General features: G+C 52.7%; 19 protein-coding genes and 3 tRNA genes. 18 read left to right on the top strand and 4 right to left on the bottom strand.

Features of this window, described 5'->3' with window-relative positions:
* The first annotated feature begins 94 nt into the window (after window positions 1–94).
* From IE090_RS06090 to IE090_RS06105, 4 genes are all read left to right on the top strand, one after another.
* The gene (locus tag IE090_RS06090) at window positions 95–412 is read left to right on the top strand and encodes an HvfA family oxazolone/thioamide-modified RiPP metallophore (RefSeq protein WP_189387483.1); all 318 of its coding nucleotides are present in this window, start codon (window positions 95–97) and stop codon (window positions 410–412) included.
* A gap of 10 nt (window positions 413–422) precedes the next feature.
* The gene (locus IE090_RS06095; protein WP_189387484.1) at window positions 423–1,259 is read left to right on the top strand and encodes an HvfB family MNIO-type RiPP peptide maturase; all 837 of its coding nucleotides are present in this window, start codon (window positions 423–425) and stop codon (window positions 1,257–1,259) included.
* Window positions 1,256–2,014: an HvfC family RiPP maturation protein gene (locus IE090_RS06100; protein ID WP_189387485.1), complete on the top strand. Its 759-nt coding sequence runs from the start codon at window positions 1,256–1,258 to the stop codon at window positions 2,012–2,014. Before IE090_RS06095 ends, IE090_RS06100 begins: the two co-directional genes overlap by 4 nt.
* A gap of 136 nt (window positions 2,015–2,150) precedes the next feature.
* Window positions 2,151–2,936 (top strand): MlaA family lipoprotein, encoded by a 786-nt coding sequence (locus IE090_RS06105; RefSeq protein WP_189387486.1) that lies wholly within the window; start codon window positions 2,151–2,153, stop codon window positions 2,934–2,936.
* A gap of 34 nt (window positions 2,937–2,970) precedes the next feature.
* Here IE090_RS06105 and IE090_RS06110 read toward each other — a convergent pair whose 3' ends face one another.
* The 3 genes from IE090_RS06110 to IE090_RS06120 all read right to left on the bottom strand — a co-directional run bounded on the left by IE090_RS06110 (window position 2,971) and on the right by IE090_RS06120 (window position 6,765).
* Window positions 2,971–3,765, bottom strand: a complete 795-nt coding sequence (locus IE090_RS06110) for an enoyl-ACP reductase FabI (RefSeq protein WP_189387487.1) — start codon at window positions 3,763–3,765, stop codon at window positions 2,971–2,973.
* A gap of 12 nt (window positions 3,766–3,777) precedes the next feature.
* The gene (locus tag IE090_RS06115) at window positions 3,778–5,136 is read right to left on the bottom strand and encodes an ABC transporter substrate-binding protein (RefSeq protein WP_189387488.1); all 1,359 of its coding nucleotides are present in this window, start codon (window positions 5,134–5,136) and stop codon (window positions 3,778–3,780) included.
* 75 nt (window positions 5,137–5,211) lie between these two features.
* Window positions 5,212–6,765, bottom strand: a complete 1,554-nt coding sequence (locus IE090_RS06120; RefSeq protein WP_189387489.1) for a lytic transglycosylase — start codon at window positions 6,763–6,765, stop codon at window positions 5,212–5,214.
* A 79-nt stretch (window positions 6,766–6,844) separates the two neighbouring features.
* Here IE090_RS06120 and IE090_RS06125 point away from each other — a divergent pair, with 79 nt between their 5' ends.
* The 5 genes from IE090_RS06125 (at window position 6,845) to IE090_RS06145 (ending at window position 11,217) form a co-directional block, all read left to right on the top strand.
* Window positions 6,845–7,597: a class I SAM-dependent methyltransferase gene (locus tag IE090_RS06125; protein WP_189387490.1), complete on the top strand. Its 753-nt coding sequence runs from the start codon at window positions 6,845–6,847 to the stop codon at window positions 7,595–7,597.
* A 17-nt stretch (window positions 7,598–7,614) separates the two neighbouring features.
* Entirely contained in the window at window positions 7,615–8,058 is a 444-nt protein-coding gene (gene rnhA, locus IE090_RS06130) for a ribonuclease HI (protein ID WP_189387491.1), read from the top strand.
* Between the two features lie 17 nt (window positions 8,059–8,075).
* Window positions 8,076–8,780, top strand: coding sequence for a DNA polymerase III subunit epsilon (gene dnaQ, locus IE090_RS06135; RefSeq protein WP_189387492.1), 705 nt, complete (start codon window positions 8,076–8,078; stop codon window positions 8,778–8,780).
* 152 nt (window positions 8,781–8,932) lie between these two features.
* Window positions 8,933–10,576, top strand: coding sequence for a FimL-related protein (locus tag IE090_RS06140; RefSeq protein ID WP_189387493.1), 1,644 nt, complete (start codon window positions 8,933–8,935; stop codon window positions 10,574–10,576).
* Between the two features lie 2 nt (window positions 10,577–10,578).
* On the top strand, window positions 10,579–11,217 hold the full coding sequence (locus IE090_RS06145) for a hypothetical protein (RefSeq protein ID WP_189387494.1): 639 nt from the start codon (window positions 10,579–10,581) through the stop codon (window positions 11,215–11,217).
* A gap of 17 nt (window positions 11,218–11,234) precedes the next feature.
* On the opposite strand, the gene folD is transcribed toward IE090_RS06145, so the two are convergent.
* Complete coding sequence (gene folD, locus IE090_RS06150) at window positions 11,235–12,086, bottom strand: bifunctional methylenetetrahydrofolate dehydrogenase/methenyltetrahydrofolate cyclohydrolase FolD (protein ID WP_189387495.1); 852 nt, start codon at window positions 12,084–12,086, stop codon at window positions 11,235–11,237.
* On the opposite strand from folD, the gene IE090_RS06155 reads away from it, so the two are divergent.
* The 9 genes from IE090_RS06155 to IE090_RS06195 all read left to right on the top strand — a co-directional run bounded on the left by IE090_RS06155 (window position 12,085) and on the right by IE090_RS06195 (window position 19,138).
* On the top strand, window positions 12,085–12,300 hold the full coding sequence (locus tag IE090_RS06155) for a hypothetical protein (protein ID WP_189387496.1): 216 nt from the start codon (window positions 12,085–12,087) through the stop codon (window positions 12,298–12,300). The two genes, folD and IE090_RS06155, sit on opposite strands and share 2 nt — an antisense overlap.
* Window positions 12,291–12,367 (top strand) — tRNA-Pro (locus IE090_RS06160). Before IE090_RS06155 ends, IE090_RS06160 begins: the two co-directional genes overlap by 10 nt.
* Before the next feature lie 26 nt (window positions 12,368–12,393).
* Window positions 12,394–12,470: transfer RNA gene (locus tag IE090_RS06165), tRNA-Arg, on the top strand.
* 26 nt (window positions 12,471–12,496) lie between these two features.
* A tRNA-His gene (locus tag IE090_RS06170) sits at window positions 12,497–12,572 on the top strand.
* A 246-nt stretch (window positions 12,573–12,818) separates the two neighbouring features.
* A complete protein-coding gene (gene tig / locus IE090_RS06175) occupies window positions 12,819–14,132 on the top strand; it encodes a trigger factor (RefSeq protein WP_189387497.1) in 1,314 nt (437 codons plus the stop codon).
* Window positions 14,133–14,259: 127 nt separating this feature from the next.
* Window positions 14,260–14,883, top strand: a complete 624-nt coding sequence (gene clpP, locus IE090_RS06180) for an ATP-dependent Clp endopeptidase proteolytic subunit ClpP (RefSeq protein ID WP_189387734.1) — start codon at window positions 14,260–14,262, stop codon at window positions 14,881–14,883.
* Window positions 14,884–14,960: 77 nt separating this feature from the next.
* Window positions 14,961–16,247 (top strand): ATP-dependent Clp protease ATP-binding subunit ClpX, encoded by a 1,287-nt coding sequence (gene clpX, locus IE090_RS06185; protein WP_189387498.1) that lies wholly within the window; start codon window positions 14,961–14,963, stop codon window positions 16,245–16,247.
* A 118-nt stretch (window positions 16,248–16,365) separates the two neighbouring features.
* The gene (gene lon, locus IE090_RS06190) at window positions 16,366–18,756 is read left to right on the top strand and encodes an endopeptidase La (RefSeq protein ID WP_189387499.1); all 2,391 of its coding nucleotides are present in this window, start codon (window positions 16,366–16,368) and stop codon (window positions 18,754–18,756) included.
* A 109-nt stretch (window positions 18,757–18,865) separates the two neighbouring features.
* A complete protein-coding gene (locus tag IE090_RS06195) occupies window positions 18,866–19,138 on the top strand; it encodes an HU family DNA-binding protein (RefSeq protein WP_189387500.1) in 273 nt (90 codons plus the stop codon).
* Window positions 19,139–19,141 lie beyond the last annotated feature (3 nt).

Consider the following 19,141-nt stretch of genomic DNA (forward strand, 5'->3'; position numbering starts at 1 on the left):
CATTGTCTGTAAGAAACGCCGATACGCATCGACTAAGATGGTGTCGGCGGCGTTGAAGCCGTTTTTCAATAACAACAGGCAAGGTTAAATCACTATGGCGATTAAAACAGCAGCAGCGGCGTTAAGTGCCGCTTTCTTAGCATCTTTGGCCACCGCTCCAGCACAGGCTGATGCACCCGCTAACCCGTTTGCATCACAAACTTTAGACAGCGGTTACCAGCTGGCTGGTGATCATGAAGGTAAATGCGGCGAAGGTAAGTGCGGCGGCAAAGCCGAATCTGAAGGCAAGTGCGGTGAAGGCAAATGCGGCAGTAAATCAGAGTCGGAAGGTAAATGCGGTGAAGGCAAGTGCGGCAGCAAGTCCGACTCTGAGGGCAAATGCGGCGAAGGTAAATGTGGTGGCCATTCCTGAGGGTTGATGTATGAGTTTTCCAGTACAGGGGGCCGGCCTAGGCTTGCGTCGAGGCTTGATGGACGAGCTTAAGGCGGCGTTGCCTGCGCAAGTCGATTTTATGGAAATCGCACCAGAAAACTGGATGCGCATGGGTGGGCGCTTGGCGAAATCGCTGCGCGAGTTTACCGAGCGCTACGATTTTTTATGCCACGGCTTGTCTCTGTCGCTGGGAAGCCCAGACCCGTTGGATGAAGACTTCATTCGCGATGTGGGTGCGTTTTTGCGCACTCACAAAATTAAGGCTTACAGCGAGCACTTGAGTTATTGCGGCGCCGGCGGCCATATGTACGATTTGATGCCCATTCCCTTTACCACGGAGTCGGTGCGTTACGTCAGTGAGCGCATTCAGCGGGTGCAGGAAATTCTCGGTCAGCGTTTGATTATCGAAAACGTTTCAGCTTACGCCGAGCCGGGTAAGCGCATGGAAGAAATCGAATTTGTCACCGACATTCTAAAAAGCGCCGATTGCGATTTATTGTTGGACGTCAATAACGTCTTTGTGAACTGCCGCAACCATGGCGGTGACCCTTATAAATACATCACGGCCATGCCGACAGAGCGCATTCGCTACTGTCACATAGCGGGGCACTTTGAGGAAGCGGATGATTTACTGGTGGATACCCACGGTATGACGGTGAAGGATGATGTCTGGCGTCTGCTTGAGTTTACCTACCAACAGCACGGCGTGATACCGACCTTGCTTGAGCGGGATTTTAATTTCCCGCCGTTAGCTGAGCTTCTGCAAGAAGTGGATCGCATTCATGCGATTCAGGATCAAGTAGCGCGAGCGGAGCAAGTTGGATGAATGCTAGCCAAACATTGCAACAGCAGCTAGCTGACAGTATTCGTGGCGCCCAGCCGTCCATGCCTGAAGGCGTGAGTGAACGAGCGCTGGGGGTTTACCGCGACCTGTTTTTTAACAATGTGTTGGGATTTATCGACGGCACTTTTCCCGTGTGTGAGCAAGTGGTCAGTGCGCAACAAGGGCGGGATGCTTGGCTGGAGCTGGTGCGTCATTTTTTGCGCGATTTTCGTTGCTCTTCGCCACTGTTTGTCGACATTCCGCTGCATTTTTTGGAGTATTTGCAGCAGCAAGGTGAGGCGGCTTTGCCCGCGCATTTGCAGGAGTTGGCCCATTATGAATGGCTGGAGTTGGCCGTGGATATCGATCCGGCGCAAGCACCTGCGCTGGCTGATCCCAACGGTGATCTGGCGGCGTGTGTGCCAGTTTTGGCACCAGCAGCGCAGGGCTTTCTTTATCAATACCCAGTACACACCATTAGCACAGATAATCCTACGCCCGCGCCACAAGCGACGGCCTTGATAGTATTTCGTGACCGACAGGATCAGCCGCGCTTTTTGCATACTAACCCTATGACCTTGGCCTTATTAGCGCAATTGCAGCAGTCGCCGCAGTCGGGGTTGGTATGTGTCAAAGCGGTGTTAACCGCCGCTGGTCAAAAGCACACGGATGCAGCCCTACATGGAGGGCTGCAAATACTGCAGCAATGGCATCGTGAAGGGCTGATTATTGGTGTCAGGGCAACAGAGCGTCTTTGATGCTTGTGTTTGGTTGATGTGAATGATGAGGCAAGGGCTGGCACATTGGCGTCAGCAATGGATGCGCCGACAAACACTTTTCAGGTGCTTTGGTAACTGCTCTAATGGCGACGTATTTAAGCGGCGGCAAACGGCGATGAAACGGACAATAAATTACGCGCTACTGTTTTTACTGATCTTGGTATTGCCAGTGCAAGCAGAAGAGTCGGTTGATCCGGATCCTTGGGAGGGGTTTAACCGGCGCGTGTTTGCCTTTAACGAGGTCATGGATCGCTACGTTGCTAAGCCGTTAGCGCAAGGCTACCAGGCAGTGACGCCGCAAGATGTCGATGACTCGGTCACGCATTTTTTTTCCAACCTTCAGGACGTGATCGTCATTGCCAATGATTTAGGTCAGCTGAAGTTTGGTCAGGCCGCATCCGATACGGCGCGCTTTCTGGTCAATACGACCGTGGGTTTTTTCGGCGTATTTGATGTCGCAACACATATTGGTTTGCCCAAGCACAATGAGGATTTTGGCCAAACGCTCGGGTTTTGGGGGGTAGGCACGGGGCCTTATTTGGTGCTGCCCGTACTTGGCCCGAGCACGCTGCGCGATACTGCCGGCGATGCGGTGGGCACGCTGGCGGGGTTGGATTATTTAGCCATTCCGGATACTAACGCCAAAAAGCTCGGTGCATATACCTTGCGCAACGTCGATGTGCGCGCTGATTTAATCGCCTCCGAGGGCTTGGTAACAGGCGACCGCTATACCTTTATCCGCAGCTTCTATTTGCAGCGGCGTGAGTATTTAATCAATGACGGTGAGTCCAGCGATAGTTGGGAAGATGACGGCTGGGAAGAGGACCCGTGGATGGATGACGAGTTTGACGACGGCTGGGACGACGAAGCCTGGCAAGATACACAAGAGTTTCAGCAGTAAGAAAAAGCCGCATAATCATGCGGCTTTTTTAGGCTTATTCGTCGAGCATTTCCTGCATCGACATAGCGCAGCTGTTAAAACCGCCATCCACGTAGATGTTTTGTGCTGAAATGCCTGAGGCTAAATCTGAGCATAAAAATGCCGCGGTGTTGCCGACTTCTAATGTGGTGATGTTGCGGCCTAAAGGCGCGCGATCGGCATTGTGTTTGAGCATTTTGCGGAAGCTCTTAATGCCCGATGCGGCCAAGGTTTTGATGGGGCCGGCAGAAATAGAGTTCACTCGAATGCCGTCTTTGCCTAAGCTGCCCGCCAAGTAGCGTACTGAGGCTTCCAGTGAAGCTTTGGCCAAGCCCATAACGTTGTAGTTGGGCAGGGTTTGTTGTGAGCCGTGGTAGCTCAACGTCAACAAGGAGCCGCCCTCGCTGAGCATGGGCTTGGCGGCCTTAGCCAGTGCGACAAAGCTGTAAGCGCTGATGTCATGGGCAATGTGAAAGCCCTCGCGGGTAGTGACGTCGAGATAGTCGCCGTCCAGCTCATGGCCAGGAGCGAAGCCCACGGAATGGATAATGATGTCGATGTTTTGCCAGTGCTCGCCCAGTTGTTTGAAAACCGCATCGATTTCTTGGTCGGAGCTGACGTCGCATGGGAAGCACAGCTCGGAGCCCCAGCCAGCCGCCATTTTCTCAACCCGGTCTTTTAGTTTTTCGCCTTGGTAGGTGAATGCCAGTTCTGCACCTTCGCGGTGAAAAGCTTCGGCGATGCCGTGGGCAATGGAGTGTTTGCTGGCTAAACCTACAATCAGTGCTTTTTTACCGGATAACATTCCCATAGTGGTTATACCTTATTGCTGTGATTCACGCGTTGCGTTGAGTGTACGGATGGAAACGTCCTGGGCGCGGCGCCTGTCAGGACGGGATAAAATAGCATTGCGCTGACGACCATCAACATAAAGGTAGCCGCCATGGTGCAAATCAAATGGATCGGCTGACGGCGCTCCGTCAGGCAGTTGCAGCCAGTTCCACACCAGCAGCGTGTTGGGTTGGCTGGGCAATGACCAGTGTGGTTGTGCTAATTGATCTGGGTTTTGTACATGACTGATGATGATGTCGTTACTTGCGCTGTCTTCCAACAAACCAGCGCTGCGTGGGCGTACTTGGAAACCTTGACCAGTTAAAAAGTCGGCCAGTGCTTGGCTTTCGGGCTGCAGCAGCCCTGGTGGGTGCAGCAGGGTGACTGGCGGGTGGAACTCGACCGCGGCACTGGCTTGGCCATCAAAATAGCTGCGTAACTGCTGTGCCAAAACAGACGACTTATCATGGCCGGCCCCCAGTATCACAAACGGTGGGTTGGTGCTGGGTTGTTGCCATATCTGCATGCGGTAGTTGCGAGCGCGTTGGCGCAGCGGGCTGAGGTCCTCTAAATAGCGAAACTGCAGCCAGTCGATTTCGCCGCGCACCAAAGCAGGCCATTGTTGGTTGGGGTCGATTTGCTGCAACCGAATGGTGGCGATGCGAAAGCGACCAACAAATTGCTCGGCTGCCCACCAGTTCGGTGTGCGGCGCAATACCAATGCTTCACCTGGCTGCACTGAGTCGATGTAATAGGGGCCGCTGGTGGGCTCCGGTTGCCAGCGCAGGGCATCTGGCGAGGCGTTGAAAGCTTCGTAATAGTGCGCGGGTAGCAAACGCAAGGGTGCCAGCTGGCTTAGGTGCTCTGGCGCTAGCTGGCTAAATTGCAGTGCTACGTGCTGCTCTGAGTACACCTCGATGGCGATCAGATTCGACGGGCCATGCTGCTGCAGGGTGAAGACCAGGTCGCGGCTGGTCAGACGAACGCCATCGGACCAACGTGCTTGACGGTTGAGCTGCAAATACAGGCGCTGTTGCTGTTGCCCCCAGCGCTCTAGTAAGCCGCTGTGCAAGCCACCTTGATGCTGCAATGCAAGCGGCATCTGCAAGCGCTCCAGCCAGTCGCTGTGTTGTGGCAGTTCACTCAAGCGCTGCACCGCCGCTGGAAAAGGAGTGAGCGCCAAGCGCATGACTCCGCCGCTGTCTGCTGGCTGTTGAAGCTTAGCCTCTGGGCGCGGGAGTGACTGCCAATCGATTACTGGTAAATCATAAAGATAACGCACGGGCACTTGTGCCCATGAGTGGGAAGTCAGGGTGATCAGTAGCAGCAGGAGCAGACGCATGGGCGCCATGTTAGTCTCCTGTCGCTCTGGTAAGCAATCCCTGCCTTTGACACAGATTCGTTCCTGTTAAGAAAAAGTCAGTCGCTAGCGAGTGACATCAACATACAGCGTCAGACGCTGGCCTGGCTGCAAATACTTATTGCGGGCCAATTGTCGATTCCAACGTTTGACATCCGACAGGCGCACATTAAAGCGGCTAGCGATGCGAGCCAGTGAATCCCCATTGCGTACGGTGTAGCGTACCTTGCGAATGACTTCGCGCTGCGCCTGGGTAGGCTGGCTGTTTTTGCTCCAGATGGTGAGTGTTTGCCCAGGCTTGATTGGGTCGCCCGGTGCCATGCCATTCCAGCGAGTGATGTCGCGCACGCTGACGTCGTGCTGGCGGGCGATGCTCCAGAAACTGTCGCCGCTGCGCACTTGGTAGCTGATGCGCTGGCTGTTGCTGGAGGGCTTGCGCCGCTCTTTTAACCTTTCTAAGCGCTGTGGTGCACTGTAGGCGTAATTGGCTGCGGGCTGCATCGCCGATGGAATCAGTAGTGCTTGTCCGGCACGAATAATACTGCCGCGCAATTGATTGGTTTGCTGCAGTGCCGCCGGTGTGGTGTGAAAGCGCTTAGCAATGGTACTTAAAGAATCCCCACGTCGGACCACGTAGCGCTGCCATTTTAGCCGCGCCGACTCGGGTAACTGCGCCAGATTTTGATTGAATACCGTGGCGGCCTTATACGGCACCAACACCTCGTGGGGGCCTTCTGGGTGCGTGGCCCAGCGGTTAAAACTGGGGTTGAGCTTGTAAATCTCATCCAAGGGGGTATCCGCTAGCTGTGCTACCTGTGACAGATCTATCTGGCCGCCGGTGTTGACCACGGCAAAATAAGGCTCGTTTGCCACGGGCTTAAAGCGTACGTCATACTTTTCTGCATCACGCAATAAGCGTGCGAGGGCGATCAGCTTGGGTACATAGGCGCGCGTTTCTCGCGGCAGCTCCAACGACCAAAAGTCAGTGGGTTTGCCTAAGCGGCGATTTTTGCGAATGGCTTTGCGCACGGTGCCGCCGCCCGAGTTATAAGCTGCCAAGCCAAGTAGCCAGTCGCCGTCGAACTGGCGTTGTAGGCGCTCTAAATAAGTCAGCGCAGCTTCCGTGGCGGCACGAATGTCGCGCCGTCCGTCGTGCCACCAATCTTGATGCAGGCCGAAGCTGCGGCCGGTAGAGGGAATAAATTGCCAAACGCCCGCGGCACGACCATGAGAGTAGGCGAATGGATCAAAGGCGCTTTCGACAATGGGCAACAATGCCAGCTCGCCTGGCATGTCTCTGGCTTCTATTTGTTCAGCAATAAAGTACAGATAGCGCTGGCTGCGGTCGGCAACGCGATCGAGATAGCCTTGATGCGATTTATACCAGTTTAGCTGCGAGGTAATGCGCTGCTGATCTTGGTCGATGTCTAGGCGGTAAGACGCCAGAATGCGTTGCCACACATCTTGGTGTTGTAACGTGCTGTCTGACGTTTCGGGGTGAGCGGTGATGTCAATGGGCGACTGGTGCGTTGGCTCTGGCTGAGTGACGGTGGTCTGCGTAGGATGCTGCGCGCAGCCACTGATGACGCCGGCCACCAGCCATAGTTTGATGATTCTCATACCGTTACAATGTTTGCGAAAACTGGCAGTCTAAAGGCCTGCTTAGGGGCAGGCAACTGCGCAACTGTCAAGGAGAAGCATGGCTCAGTACGGTAACCGCATCGACCATCGTCATTACACTGACTGGCTGCAAAAACCATCGGCGCAGCGTTTGTTAGCGTTGGAGGCGGGCTGGCTAGGCGATTGGCTGGCCCAGTTAGACGGCGAGCAGCTACTGTATGCCGGTGTTGATCCGGCGCCGCGTTTCTTGCGTCATAGTCCTATGTCGCACGTTTTTACCACCGCACTGCCTTGGCAGTCAGCGGAGCAAGTGGCTGCCATGCGGATGAATCCAGATGCTTGGCCGCTGATGGATCAATCGCTTGATTTAGTGGTGCTGCAGCACACGCTGGATATGAGTCGCAGGCCGCATCAACTCGTGCGTGAGGCCTCTCGCTGCTTAGTCAGCAGTGGTTACTTGATCATTGTCGGTTTTAATCCTTGGAGCTTCTGGGGTGCGCAGCGCTGGTTGCGTACTTTTTCTTCGGAGCTGCCCTGGCTAAGCAATACTGTATCTGCTGGGCGCTTGTGCGATTGGCTTACATTACTCGACTTTCGTATTGAAAGTGTGCAAAACATAGCCCATTTGTGGCCTATCAAAGCGTTTAATGAAGGGCTGAGTCGTCGCATTGACCGGGTTTTAATGGGACGGCGTTGGTTGCCTGGCAATGCTTACCTGTTGGTTGCTAGAAAAACTATCGCAGGTGTGACGCGTATCCGGACACGGCGCTGGCGAGTCGCCGATAATGGCTTTACTATTCCGGCGCCAGCGGGCTGCAGTCCGCTGCCTTGAGCGGAAAAGAGAGTAGTATGAAAGTTGAGCTGTACACCGACGGTGCCTGTAAGGGAAACCCTGGGCCAGGTGGCTGGGGCTGTTTGTTGCGCTATGGTCAGCATGAAAAGGAACTCTTTGGTGGCGAAGCGTTGACGACCAATAATCGAATGGAGTTAACGGCGGCATTGCGCGGTTTGGATGCCTTGCAGCGCCCTTGTCAGGTGGTGTTGACGACGGACTCTCAGTACGTCAAGCAGGGTATTCAGCAGTGGTTGGCCGGCTGGAAGAAAAAAGGCTGGAAGACAGCCGCTGGGCAGCCCGTCAAGAATCAAGATTTATGGCAGGCTTTGGATAAGGCTGTGCAACGCCACCAAGTGGAATGGCGCTGGGTAAAAGGGCATGCCGGCCATGCCGAGAATGAGCGTGCAGATGCGCTGGCAAATCGCGGTGTCGCAGAGTGCGGTGCCGGTAATCAGTAACGGGTAAGAGCCTTTACATGAGACAAGTTGTACTGGATACAGAAACCACAGGTATCGGCGACGGCCACCGTATTATTGAAATTGGTTGTGTCGAGGTGTTGGAGCGCAAGCTGACGGGGCGGCATTTTCATCGCTACATTAATCCGCAGCGTGATATCGATGCGGAAGCTGCCGAAGTTCATGGTATTACCAATGAATGGCTGATTGAGCAAGGTGCGCCTGTTTTTGCACAAATTGCTGACGAGTTTCGCAGCTTTATCGCTGGTGCTGAGCTGGTGATTCACAATGCCCCTTTCGATGTAGGTATGATGGATGCGGAGTTTGCCCGTCTTGGGCAGTCGTCAACTCGCGATTTTTGCACCATTCTTGATACCTTGGTGATGGCTCGGGATATGTACCCGGGGGCGCGGAATAGTCTCGATGCGCTGTGTAAGCGCTATGATATTGACAACAGTCATCGCGAGTTGCACGGCGCTTTGCTGGACGCTGAGATTCTGGCCGACGTCTATTTGATGATGACAGGTGGTCAAACCGACTTGATGTTAAGCGTCGAGGATGATGAAGACGACGAAGTCAAGGTCGAAGACAAGCTCGGGCAAGTCGATGCAGCGCGTGTCAATTTGCCAGTAGTAAGGGCAGGAGCGGAGGCCTTGCAGGCGCACGAGGCTATGCTGGACTTAATCGATCGATCCAGTGATGGCGCACTGTGGCGAGGCCTATAGCGGCAGCTCCTGTTACCATGGCGGTTGGTTTAGTGCGACCCGTCGTGTCGCCAGCGGTCTTATTAGATGTGCTTATGGGTGGCAGTGTGAGCTGCCACACTTTCGGTATATAGTCGTGCTGATGCCGGCTGCAATAAAAGTTGAATGGTAGAATGGCTGACATAAAAACAGGAAGTGATGTATCCCAGTTTGCAGCGTCCTTGAACTTGGTGCGGGTCGAAGTGGCCAATGCCTTGGATCAGGCTGCATTGCAGTTGGATACTTATTCAGAGTCGGGTGACGCAGAACAGCTAAAAGCCTTTCTGGAAGAAATCCAGCAAGTGCGTGGCACCTTTAAAATGCTCGATTTTCGCGCTGGAGAGCGTCTGTGCGAAGAGTTGGCTGAAACTGGGCGGGCACAGAAAGGGCGGATGATGCCGGAGAAAACACTGTCAGTGTTTACTCAAGCCGTGCTGTTCCTGAAGCGCTACATAGACTTTGTGATCAGTGGTAAAGCTGTGGCACCAAGCTTGTTGCTGCCAACGATCAATGAGGTTCGTGCTGAGCGTAGCGAGAAGGCGCTGCCAGAGGCGTATTTCTTTTTAGTCAACTTGCGTCCGCAGTTGAACTCACCACAGGCTGAGCCACAAGCTCGAAACTTTTCAGTTCGCAGAGCGCGTCAGCTCTACCAATTGGGCTTGATTGGCTTGATTCGTAATGATGGCCGACGCGGCCCGTTACAGGTCATGCTGCGAGCTGTGCGCCGTTTTGAAAAGGCCAGCCGGTCGCAAGCATCGTGGCCGTTTTGGTATGTGGCGACGGCGGCATTAGAGGCCTTATCGGAAGACGCCTTTGAGATGACGGGTACCCGCTTGCGCTTAATGGGCTTGTTGGATCGTCAAGTGCGTCGCATTCAAGACACTGAGGGTAGGGCCTTTAATGAAAAGATGCCCGATTGGCTGTTAAAAGAGCTGCTCTATATTGTGTCGCTGGCTGAAGGTGGTGAGCCTGTTGTGGATGCGGTGCAGAACACCTTCCGTATTGGCAATGGCGTTAAAGAGCGGATGTTATCTGAGTCGCGCGCGCGCTTACACGGGCCAGACCAGTCGGCGCTGGAGTCTTTGTCGCAGGCATTGCAGGAAGAAATGCAATCAGTAAAAGATCAGATCGATCTGATTGAGCGCACTGAAGCGTCTGAGTCGTCGCTTGGCGAGTTGCTGGAGTCCTTGGATCGTATCGGCGATACCTTGCTGGTGACCAATTTAAATGATGCGTCTTACCGAACTCAGCAGCTGTGTGAGCGTTTAAAGCAAATAGGTGTCAATGGCCTAGAATCAGAGCTGCCTTATCTAGCTGATGAGGTGATGACCATTGAGCAGGATATTCTTGGTCTAACCCAAGATAACTTGGAGGGTGAGAGCCTAGTCGACCCGATTAGCCTCAATGAGGCGCGTATTGCAGTGGTGTCTGAGTCGATGACGGCGCTGACATTGATTAAGCGTGCAGTAGGCTCTTTCCTTGATTCCAGTGGCGATAAGCTTCACATCAAAAATGTTGGTAAGAGCTTGCGTGATGTCGCAGGTGCGTTGTTGTTTCTTGAGAATGAACGCGTGTGCAAAATGCTGCATGAGCTGGACAGCTTTATAGCTGCGGTCCTAGATGGCAGCTTGGAGCCCGGTGAGTCACAGATGGAGGCTTTTGCAGACGCAGTGACTGGCATTGAGTACTTTTTGGATTCCCTGTCTGGCCAATCGGCCTCGGCAGATGATGCACTGGCGTTAGCAGCCGATAGTCTTGAGCAGTTGCGAGCACGCTGAGTATGTTGCTGCAGACCTTGACAGGTGCTCTTATCGTGCTGGTGCTGCTCGGGCTGATGCTGGTAGCTGGCTTTTGGCGCGGTGATGGTTGGTTTCGTCAGTGGCTAAAAGGCACGGCCGGTATGCTGGCGCTGGCTGCTTGCGTATGGATGATACTGGCCCTCATGGATGTTTGGAGTTATCAGCAAATGCAACGCCAGCATCCGTTGGCGACCGTGTCCAGCTTTCGTATTGACGATCAGTTATACGATCTGACCATTGTCGACGAAGAGGGGCGCGAGCAACGCTTTGAGGTACGTGGGGATCAATGGCAGTTGGATGTGCGCTTATTGCACTGGCGTGGTCCGGTTGCAGCCTTGGGCAGTGCTCCCTTGTATCGCTTGGAGCGTTTGAGTGGGCGTTACCTAACGCTAGAGCAAGAGCGTACGGCACCACGCTCCGTGCATACTTTGGAGCAGTCGCGCTGGGTAGATATCTGGCAACTGCTGCGGGGCTTGCCGCTGTGGTTGCAGCCAGAGTTCGGCAGTGCTGTATATATGCCGCTGGTCAATGGGGCTGTTTATGCCGTGGAGGCCGGTGGTCGTGGTCTGACCGTTAAGCCGGTGAATGATGTCGCAGCAGCGGCAGTGAATCAGTGGTGATTCACTGCCGTATCAGGTTAATCGCGATTGCGGCAAGAAATTAGGGTGTTTTCCAGTAGCTTTGCTCGCGTCATCGGGCCCACGCCTCCAGGTACGGGGGTAATGTGGCTGGCGCGTTGAGCGGCGACCTCAAACTCTATATCACCTATCAGCTTGCCGTCCTCAGTGCGGTTGATTCCCACATCAATGACAACAGCGCCTGGCTTGATCCACTCCCCTTTAACCAATCCTGGTTTGCCGACGGCGACCACGACAATGTCTGCTTGGCTAACAAAATACTCCAGATCGTGAGTGAAACGATGGCATGTGGTAACGGTGCAGCCTTTAAGTAGTAGCTCTAGGCTCATCGGTCGGCCAACAATATTGGAAGCGCCGACGATAACAGCGTGCTGGCCGCGCACCGGCTCACCTGTGGTATCGAGTAGGTCGACGATACCTGCCGGCGTGCAGGGGCGCAGCAGTGGCATGCGTTGTGCTAAGCGACCGATGTTAAATGGGTGAAATCCGTCAACATCTTTAGCTGGGGCAATGCGCTCCAAAATCTCGTCAGCTTGCAGACCTTGTGGCAGTGGTAGCTGCACCAAGATGCCGTCGATGTCATCAGCGCTGTTAAGTTCGTCGATTAGATCGAGGAGTTGTTGCTGAGAGGTGTTAGCAGGTAGGTCGTACGCACGGCTGACAAATCCCACTTGCTCACAATCCTTGCGCTTGTGAGAAACATACACTTGAGATGCAGGGTCGCTGCCGACGAGAATAACCGCAAGGCCGGGAGCGCGTTTGCCGGCCTGGATGCGGTCGCTAACCTGTTGTTTTATGCTTTCCCGGATTGCCGCCGCCCGGGCTTTGCCGTCAATCAACTGAGCAGTCATGATTGCACAATTACCTGTTCATAAAGAGAGGGCGCGGATTTTCTCATGGGAGTCGGGTAAAACAAAGGTGGAACCGGCTCGAGTGCCCCCAGAAATGAGGGAAGCGATTGTTTTTAAAGAATTTTTAAAAAAAATGTTGACGGCTTTAGGCGGCATCTATAACATGCGCAGCCACTTGCTCGGGGCAACTCGTCAAGGAGATATCGGGGTATAGCGCAGTCTGGTAGCGCGCCTGGTTTGGGACCAGGATGTCGGGAGTTCGAATCTCTCTACCCCGACCATTTAATTGCAACAATTAAATGGCCATGCGCCCGTAGCTCAACCGGATAGAGCATCGGCCTTCTAAGCCGAGGGTTGCAGGTTCGAGCCCTGCCGGGTGCGCCACGCGCAGGCAGTGGCATCAAAATATGGTGGCTGTAGCTCAGTTGGTAGAGCCCAGGATTGTGATTCCTGTGGTCGCGGGTTCGATCCCCGTCAGCCACCCCATTTCTTCTAGCCTCTCAGGTTAATACCCACTAACAGAGCCCCATTTCGGAATATGATTTTCGGGGTGCGCAGGTTGATCACTCTGATCAGCACAGACATTTTTTGTACGTATTTTTCTTGATCTGACCTGCGCGCGACTCAGTTAGCATTTGCTGGGTGGGCGCGATATAATCCGCGACCTTTAAATAACGGTGGCTGTTTCCAAGGGAATGGCCGGTATGAGATTCACTGTACTGAGAGGCATCTATGCAAGTGTCCATTGAGACAACCTCTGGTCTTGAGCGTTGTATGACCATTGGCGTTCCTGCAGCGGAACTGGAAGAAAAAGTAACATCTGAGCTGAAGCGCATTGCTAAAGGCCAACGCGTCAACGGTTTCCGTAAAAATAAGCCTCTGCCGCCTTCAGTGGCTAAGCGCATGTTTGGTAAGCAAGCACGTCTAGAAGCGGTTTATCAGCAAATGCAGCAGTCGTTCTTTCAGGCTGTGCAAGAGCAGGATGTTAAGCTGGCCGGTATGCCTCGTTTCGAGCCAACCTTGGATGAAGACGGCAAGGACTTAGAGTTTAAAGCGACTTTTGAAGTCTATCCCGAAATTGCTTTGGCGGATTTCTCCAAGATTGCGGTAGAGCGCAAGTCTGCTGAAGTTAAGGATGAAGACTTGGAAACAATGGTCGAGACCTTGCGTAAGCAAAAAGCGCAATGGCAAGACAGTGGTGCGGCCGCGCAAGATGGCGATCAGGTTAATATCGACTTCGAAGGTTTCATCGACGGTGAGGCTTTTGAAGGCGGTAAGGTAGAAGGCTATGACCTCACTCTCGGTTCAAAGAGTATGATCCCAGGTTTTGAAGAGAGTCTTGTGGGTGTGGAAGCTGGCGCTGAAACCACCATTGAGGTGACCTTCCCTGAAGACTACCAAAAAGAAGATCTGCAGGGTAAAGCGGCGCAATTTAAGATTAAGGTGAATGCGGTTAAAGCACCTGAGCTGCCTGAGTTGAACGAAGCTTTCTTCAATGAGTTTGGTGTAGAAACCGCTGACGAAGCTGAGTTCCGCACTGAGATCCGCAAGAACATGGTGCGTGAGCTGGATCGCGCTATCCGTACCTTGAACAAGCAGCAAGTCATCAAGGGCCTTTTGGATAGCAACGATATCGACGTGCCATCCTCTTTGATTGATCAAGAAATCGACCGTCTGCGTCAGCAAGCGGTACAACAGTTTGGTGGTGCACAGCAGTTCGATCCGAAGCAGCTGCCTGCGGAACTGTTCAAAGAGCAGGCGGAAAAGCGTGTGCGTATTGGTCTGCTGATGAATGCGGCTATCGAAGCTGAAAACATCGAGCCTTCTGCTGAAAAAGTTGAGCAGCTGATCGAAGAAGTGGCTGCGACTTACCAAGAACCCGAGCAGGTGCGTGAGTACTACAACAACAATCCAGAGCAGAAATCTCAAGTTGAGGCGCTGGCGCTTGAAGAGCAGGTGGTAGAGAAAGTCTTGGCGGTAGCCCAGGTCAGTGACGTTGAGTCAAGTTATGAAGAAGTGATCCGAGCTGCAAATCAGCCGGCCTAATCTTGTTATAACCACTGACAAGTAGCGCTCAACTGGCTAAACTGTTAACAGCCGCTCCGTTATGGATGCGGCTGTTTTTATAGCTAAAGAGCTGATATTCCAAACTGCCGAGGGAGTACTGAGTCGAATGATTGACTCCAATAAGCAACAAGCCGATATCGTTCAAGCCAGTGGTCTGGTGCCCATGGTGGTAGAGCAATCTGCCCGCGGCGAGCGTTCTTACGATATCTATTCCCGTTTGCTGAAAGAGCGCGTGATCTTTCTGGTTGGTCCGGTTGAGGATCATATGGCCAATTTGGTCGTGGCTCAGTTGCTGTTTCTGGAATCGGAAAACCCTGATAAAGATATCCACCTGTATATTAACTCACCAGGTGGATCAGTAACGGCAGGTATGTCTATTTACGACACCATGCAGTTTATTAAGCCGGATGTAAGCACTATGGTAATCGGCCAAGCCTGTAGCATGGGTGCTTTCCTATTGGCTGCTGGTGCCAAGGGTAAGCGTTACAGTGTGCCTAATTCTCGGGTGATGATTCACCAACCATCCGGTGGCGCGCAAGGTCAGGCGACTGATATCCTGATTCATGCCAAGAATATTCAAGACACTAAGGAACGCTTGAATAGCATTCTGGCCAAACATACTGGGCAAGCCTACGAAACCATTGCTGAAGATACTGAGCGTGATAATTTCATGGATGCTCAGGCCGCTATGGAATATGGTCTAATTGACCAGGTGCTGGAAAAGCGCTGATAGGCTATTGTGACCTGGAAAGGTTGAAACAAGATCGAGCCTGATGCCTTCAGGCTCAAGCGTAATGAGGCAGTCGAATGACCGACGATACAAAAGGCAAAGGTGATGATGGCGGGAAGCTGCTCTACTGCTCGTTTTGCGGTAAGAGTCAGCACGAAGTACGCAAACTGATCGCTGGGCCATCGGTGTTCATCTGTGACGAGTGTGTCGACCTGTGTAACGACATCATTCGCGAAGAGGTTCAGGAAGCGGAAAGTAAAGGTAGCAGTGATGCGCTGCCGACGCCGCAAGAAATTAAGGCGACGCTGGATGAATACGTCATCGGCCAAGACAAAGCCAAAATGGTGCTGGCGGTGGCAGTATACAATCACTACAAACGCTTGCAGTTTAGTGGTGGTAAGTCAGACGTAGAGCTGTCAAAAAGCAATATTCTGCTGATCGGTCCGACAGGCAGTGGTAAGACTTTGCTGGCAGAAACGCTGGCCCGCCTGTTGAATGTTCCCTTTACTATCGCAGATGCCACCACACTGACAGAAGCGGGTTACGTGGGTGAGGATGTTGAAAACATCATCCAAAAGCTTTTGCAGAAGTGTGATTACGATGTCGACAAAGCCCAGCGTGGCATTGTTTACATTGATGAAATTGACAAGATTTCTCGTAAATCGGACAACCCATCCATTACCCGTGATGTATCGGGCGAAGGGGTTCAGCAGGCGTTGCTGAAGCTCATTGAGGGAACCGTCGCTTCCGTTCCACCCCAAGGTGGGCGCAAGCATCCTCAGCAAGAATTTTTGCAGGTGGATACCGGCAATATGCTGTTTATCTGTGGCGGCGCGTTTGCTGGCTTGGACCAGATCATTCGTGATCGCTCTGAAAAGAGTAGTATCGGCTTCTCAGCCACGGTGAAAGGCAAAGAAGACGAAAAAGCAGTGGGCGATGTTCTGCGTGATGTTGAGCCGGGAGATCTGGTGAAGTACGGCCTGATTCCTGAGTTTATTGGCCGCTTGCCAGTGGTTGCTACATTGGATGAACTCGACAGTGATGCTTTGGTGAGGATACTGACAGAACCTCGTAACTCTCTGGTGCGTCAGTACGAGAAGTTGTTCGAGATGGAATCGGTAGAACTAGAGTTCCGTGATGCCGCGCTCGAAGCGATTGCCAACTGTGCCATGGAACGTAAAACCGGTGCGCGTGGTTTGCGTTCCATTATGGAAGGTGCGTTGCTGGATATCATGTATCGCATCCCCTCGGAAGAACACGTAGCCAAGGTTGTGATTGAAGAGTCTGTGATCAATGACGATGCCGAGCCACTGATTATTTACGAGAGCGCTGATGTGGGCAAAGTCTCACCAGATGACGACTAAAGATCGTCGTTTAGCTAGCTGACAAAAGGAGCGCAAGCTCCTTTTGTTTTATCTGGCGCTTGTATTTACGGCGTTCCATCCCCAATATCAGTTCATACACTCGATTCAGGTATGTTTGATGACACGTGAAGTATTACCCCTGCTGCCACTGAGAGACGTGGTGGTATTTCCATCGATGGTTATTCCTCTGTTTGTCGGGCGCGAGAAGTCGATCAACGCCTTGGAAGAGGCGATGGAGTCCGATAAGCGCATCATGTTGGTGGCGCAAAAGGATGCTGCGGATGATGAACCCGAGCTCGACGGCCTGTATAGCATGGGCACTGTGGCGACCATTTTGCAGTTGCTGAAGCTACCTGATGGTACGGTAAAAGTACTGGTCGAGGGAGACGTTAGGGCCCAGCTTGATAGTGTCGAGCATCAGGAAGAGATGATGCGTGCGGGCTTGTCGGTGATTGGCGATGAGCAGGTTTCAGAGCGCCAAAACGAAGTGCTGGTGCGGACTTTGACCGGCAATTTTGAACAATATGTGCAATTGTCGAAAAAGGTGCCTGGTGAAGTGCTATCGACGATTTCTGGTATTGAAGACGCCAGTCGCTTGGCAGATACCGTCGCCGCTCACATTTCACTTAAGCTTGAAGAAAAACAGGAAGTGCTGGAAATGTTGGATGCGCGTGAGCGTGTTGAGCACTTGCTGGAGTTGATGGAATCCGAAATTGACCTGTTAAAAGTGGAAAAACGCATTCGCGGTCGGGTCAAAAAACAGATGGAGAAAAGCCAGCGCGAGTATTACTTGAATGAGCAAATGAAGGCCATTCAAAAAGAGCTGGGCGATCTCGAAGACGGCGGCAATGAGTTTGACGAGATTGTCGATAAAATTGAATCGTCTGGAATGACAAAAGAAGCGCGCGAAAAAGCAGAAGCGGAACTGAAAAAGCTGCGCATGATGTCGCCTATGTCAGCAGAGGCTTCGGTTGTGCGCGGTTATCTCGACTGGCTGGTGAATCTTCCTTGGAAAAAGCGCTCGCGTGTGAATCACAGCTTAGAAAAAGCCGAGCAGATTCTGGACGAAGACCACTTCGGCCTAGAAGAGGTCAAAGAGCGAATTTTGGAATACTTGGCCGTGCAAGGTCGAGTGAAAAAAGTACGTGGCGCTATTTTATGCCTAGTGGGCCCTCCTGGCGTTGGTAAAACGTCGCTGGGGCAGTCAGTGGCGCGTGCTACCAATCGTAAGTTTGTGCGTATGGCACTGGGCGGCGTGCGAGATGAGGCTGAAATTCGTGGCCACCGCCGTACTTACATCGGTTCTATGCCAGGTAAGCTGGTACAGAAAATGTCTAAAGTTGGCGTGAAAAACCCGCTCTTTTTGTTGGATGAAATAGACAAAATGGGCATGGATCATCGTGGTGACCCAGCATCGGCGTTGTTGGAAGTGCTGGATCCTGAGCAAAATAGCCAGTTTGCGGACCACTACCTTGAGGTCGATTTTGATTTGTCCGATGTAATGTTCGTGTGTACCTCCAACAGCATGGATATTCCTGGGCCATTATTGGACCGGATGGAAGTCATTCGAATTCCAGGTTATACGGAAGACGAAAAGGTCAATATTGCTCAGCGCTATTTGCTGCCCAAGCAGATTAAAGCCAATGGCCTTAAGCCTGATGAAATCGAGCTCAGTGAAGAGCAATTGCGTGACATTATTCGCTACTACACCCGCGAAGCGGGTGTGCGCGGGTTAGAGCGTGAAATTGCCAAACTGTGTCGCCGTGTCGTCAAAGCTAACGCGTTGGCCAAAGAAGCGGTAACGCGCAGTATCGACAGTGAGTTATTGCAAGAATACCTTGGAGTTACCAAATATCGCTACGGACTGGCAGGCCAAGAAAACCAAGTGGGTCAAGTTACCGGTTTGGCTTGGACCTCCGTTGGCGGTGAGCTGTTAACGCTAGAAGGCGCAGCAACTCCGGGCAAAGGTCGCACCATCAAAACGGGCTCGCTCGGTGATGTCATGCAAGAGTCCATTCAGGCGGCGCTCACGGTTGTCCGTAGCCGTGCATTAGGCATGGGCGTCGATAATGAATACTTTGAAAAGCATGATTTGCACATCCATGTGCCTGAAGGCGCAACACCAAAGGATGGCCCAAGTGCCGGTATCGGTATGGCAACGGCGTTGGTGTCTGTGATTACGGGTATTCCAGTGCGCGCAGACGTGGCGATGACGGGTGAAATTACCTTGCGTGGTAAGGTGCTGGCGATTGGCGGCTTGAAAGAAAAGCTACTGGCGGCGCATCGCGGTGGTATTCAGACGGTTGTTATTCCTAAGGAAAATGAAAAAGATCTGCGAGATATTCCAGAGAATATTCAGGCAGAGCTTAACATTGTGGCTGTGGATTGGATCGACGAGGTGCTTGAGTTGGCCTTGGAAAGCCTGCCGGAAGTTGCCACTGGTGAATTAATCAACAAAGATGAGACGGCGGCCCAGAAAGATGACAAAAGCCGCCCGAGCACCCATTGACGCTGTCAGGGGTGCTTGGTATAAATCATCGCTCTATTTGACGTTCCTGTAGCGATCGCCCAATCGCACAACAAGAATTCTTTTTTGCGCACAGAGTAAGGGGATAAGTGTGAATAAATCTGAACTGATCGACGCGATTGCTGCGTCTGCTGATATTCCAAAAGCGGCCGCTGGACGTGCACTGGATGCCATGATCGAATCTATCGGTGGAGCCCTGAAAGAGGGTGAGCAAGTGGCGCTGGTAGGTTTTGGCACCTTCCAAGTTAAAGAGCGTGCTGCCCGCACCGGTCGTAACCCACAAACCGGTGCTCCGATTGAAATTAAAGCGGCCAAAGTACCAAGTTTCAAAGCCGGTAAAGCACTGAAAGACGCGGTCAACTAAGCC

Source organism: Bacterioplanes sanyensis, assembly GCF_014652515.1.
GTDB classification, from domain to species: domain Bacteria; phylum Pseudomonadota; class Gammaproteobacteria; order Pseudomonadales; family Oceanobacteraceae; genus Bacterioplanes; species Bacterioplanes sanyensis.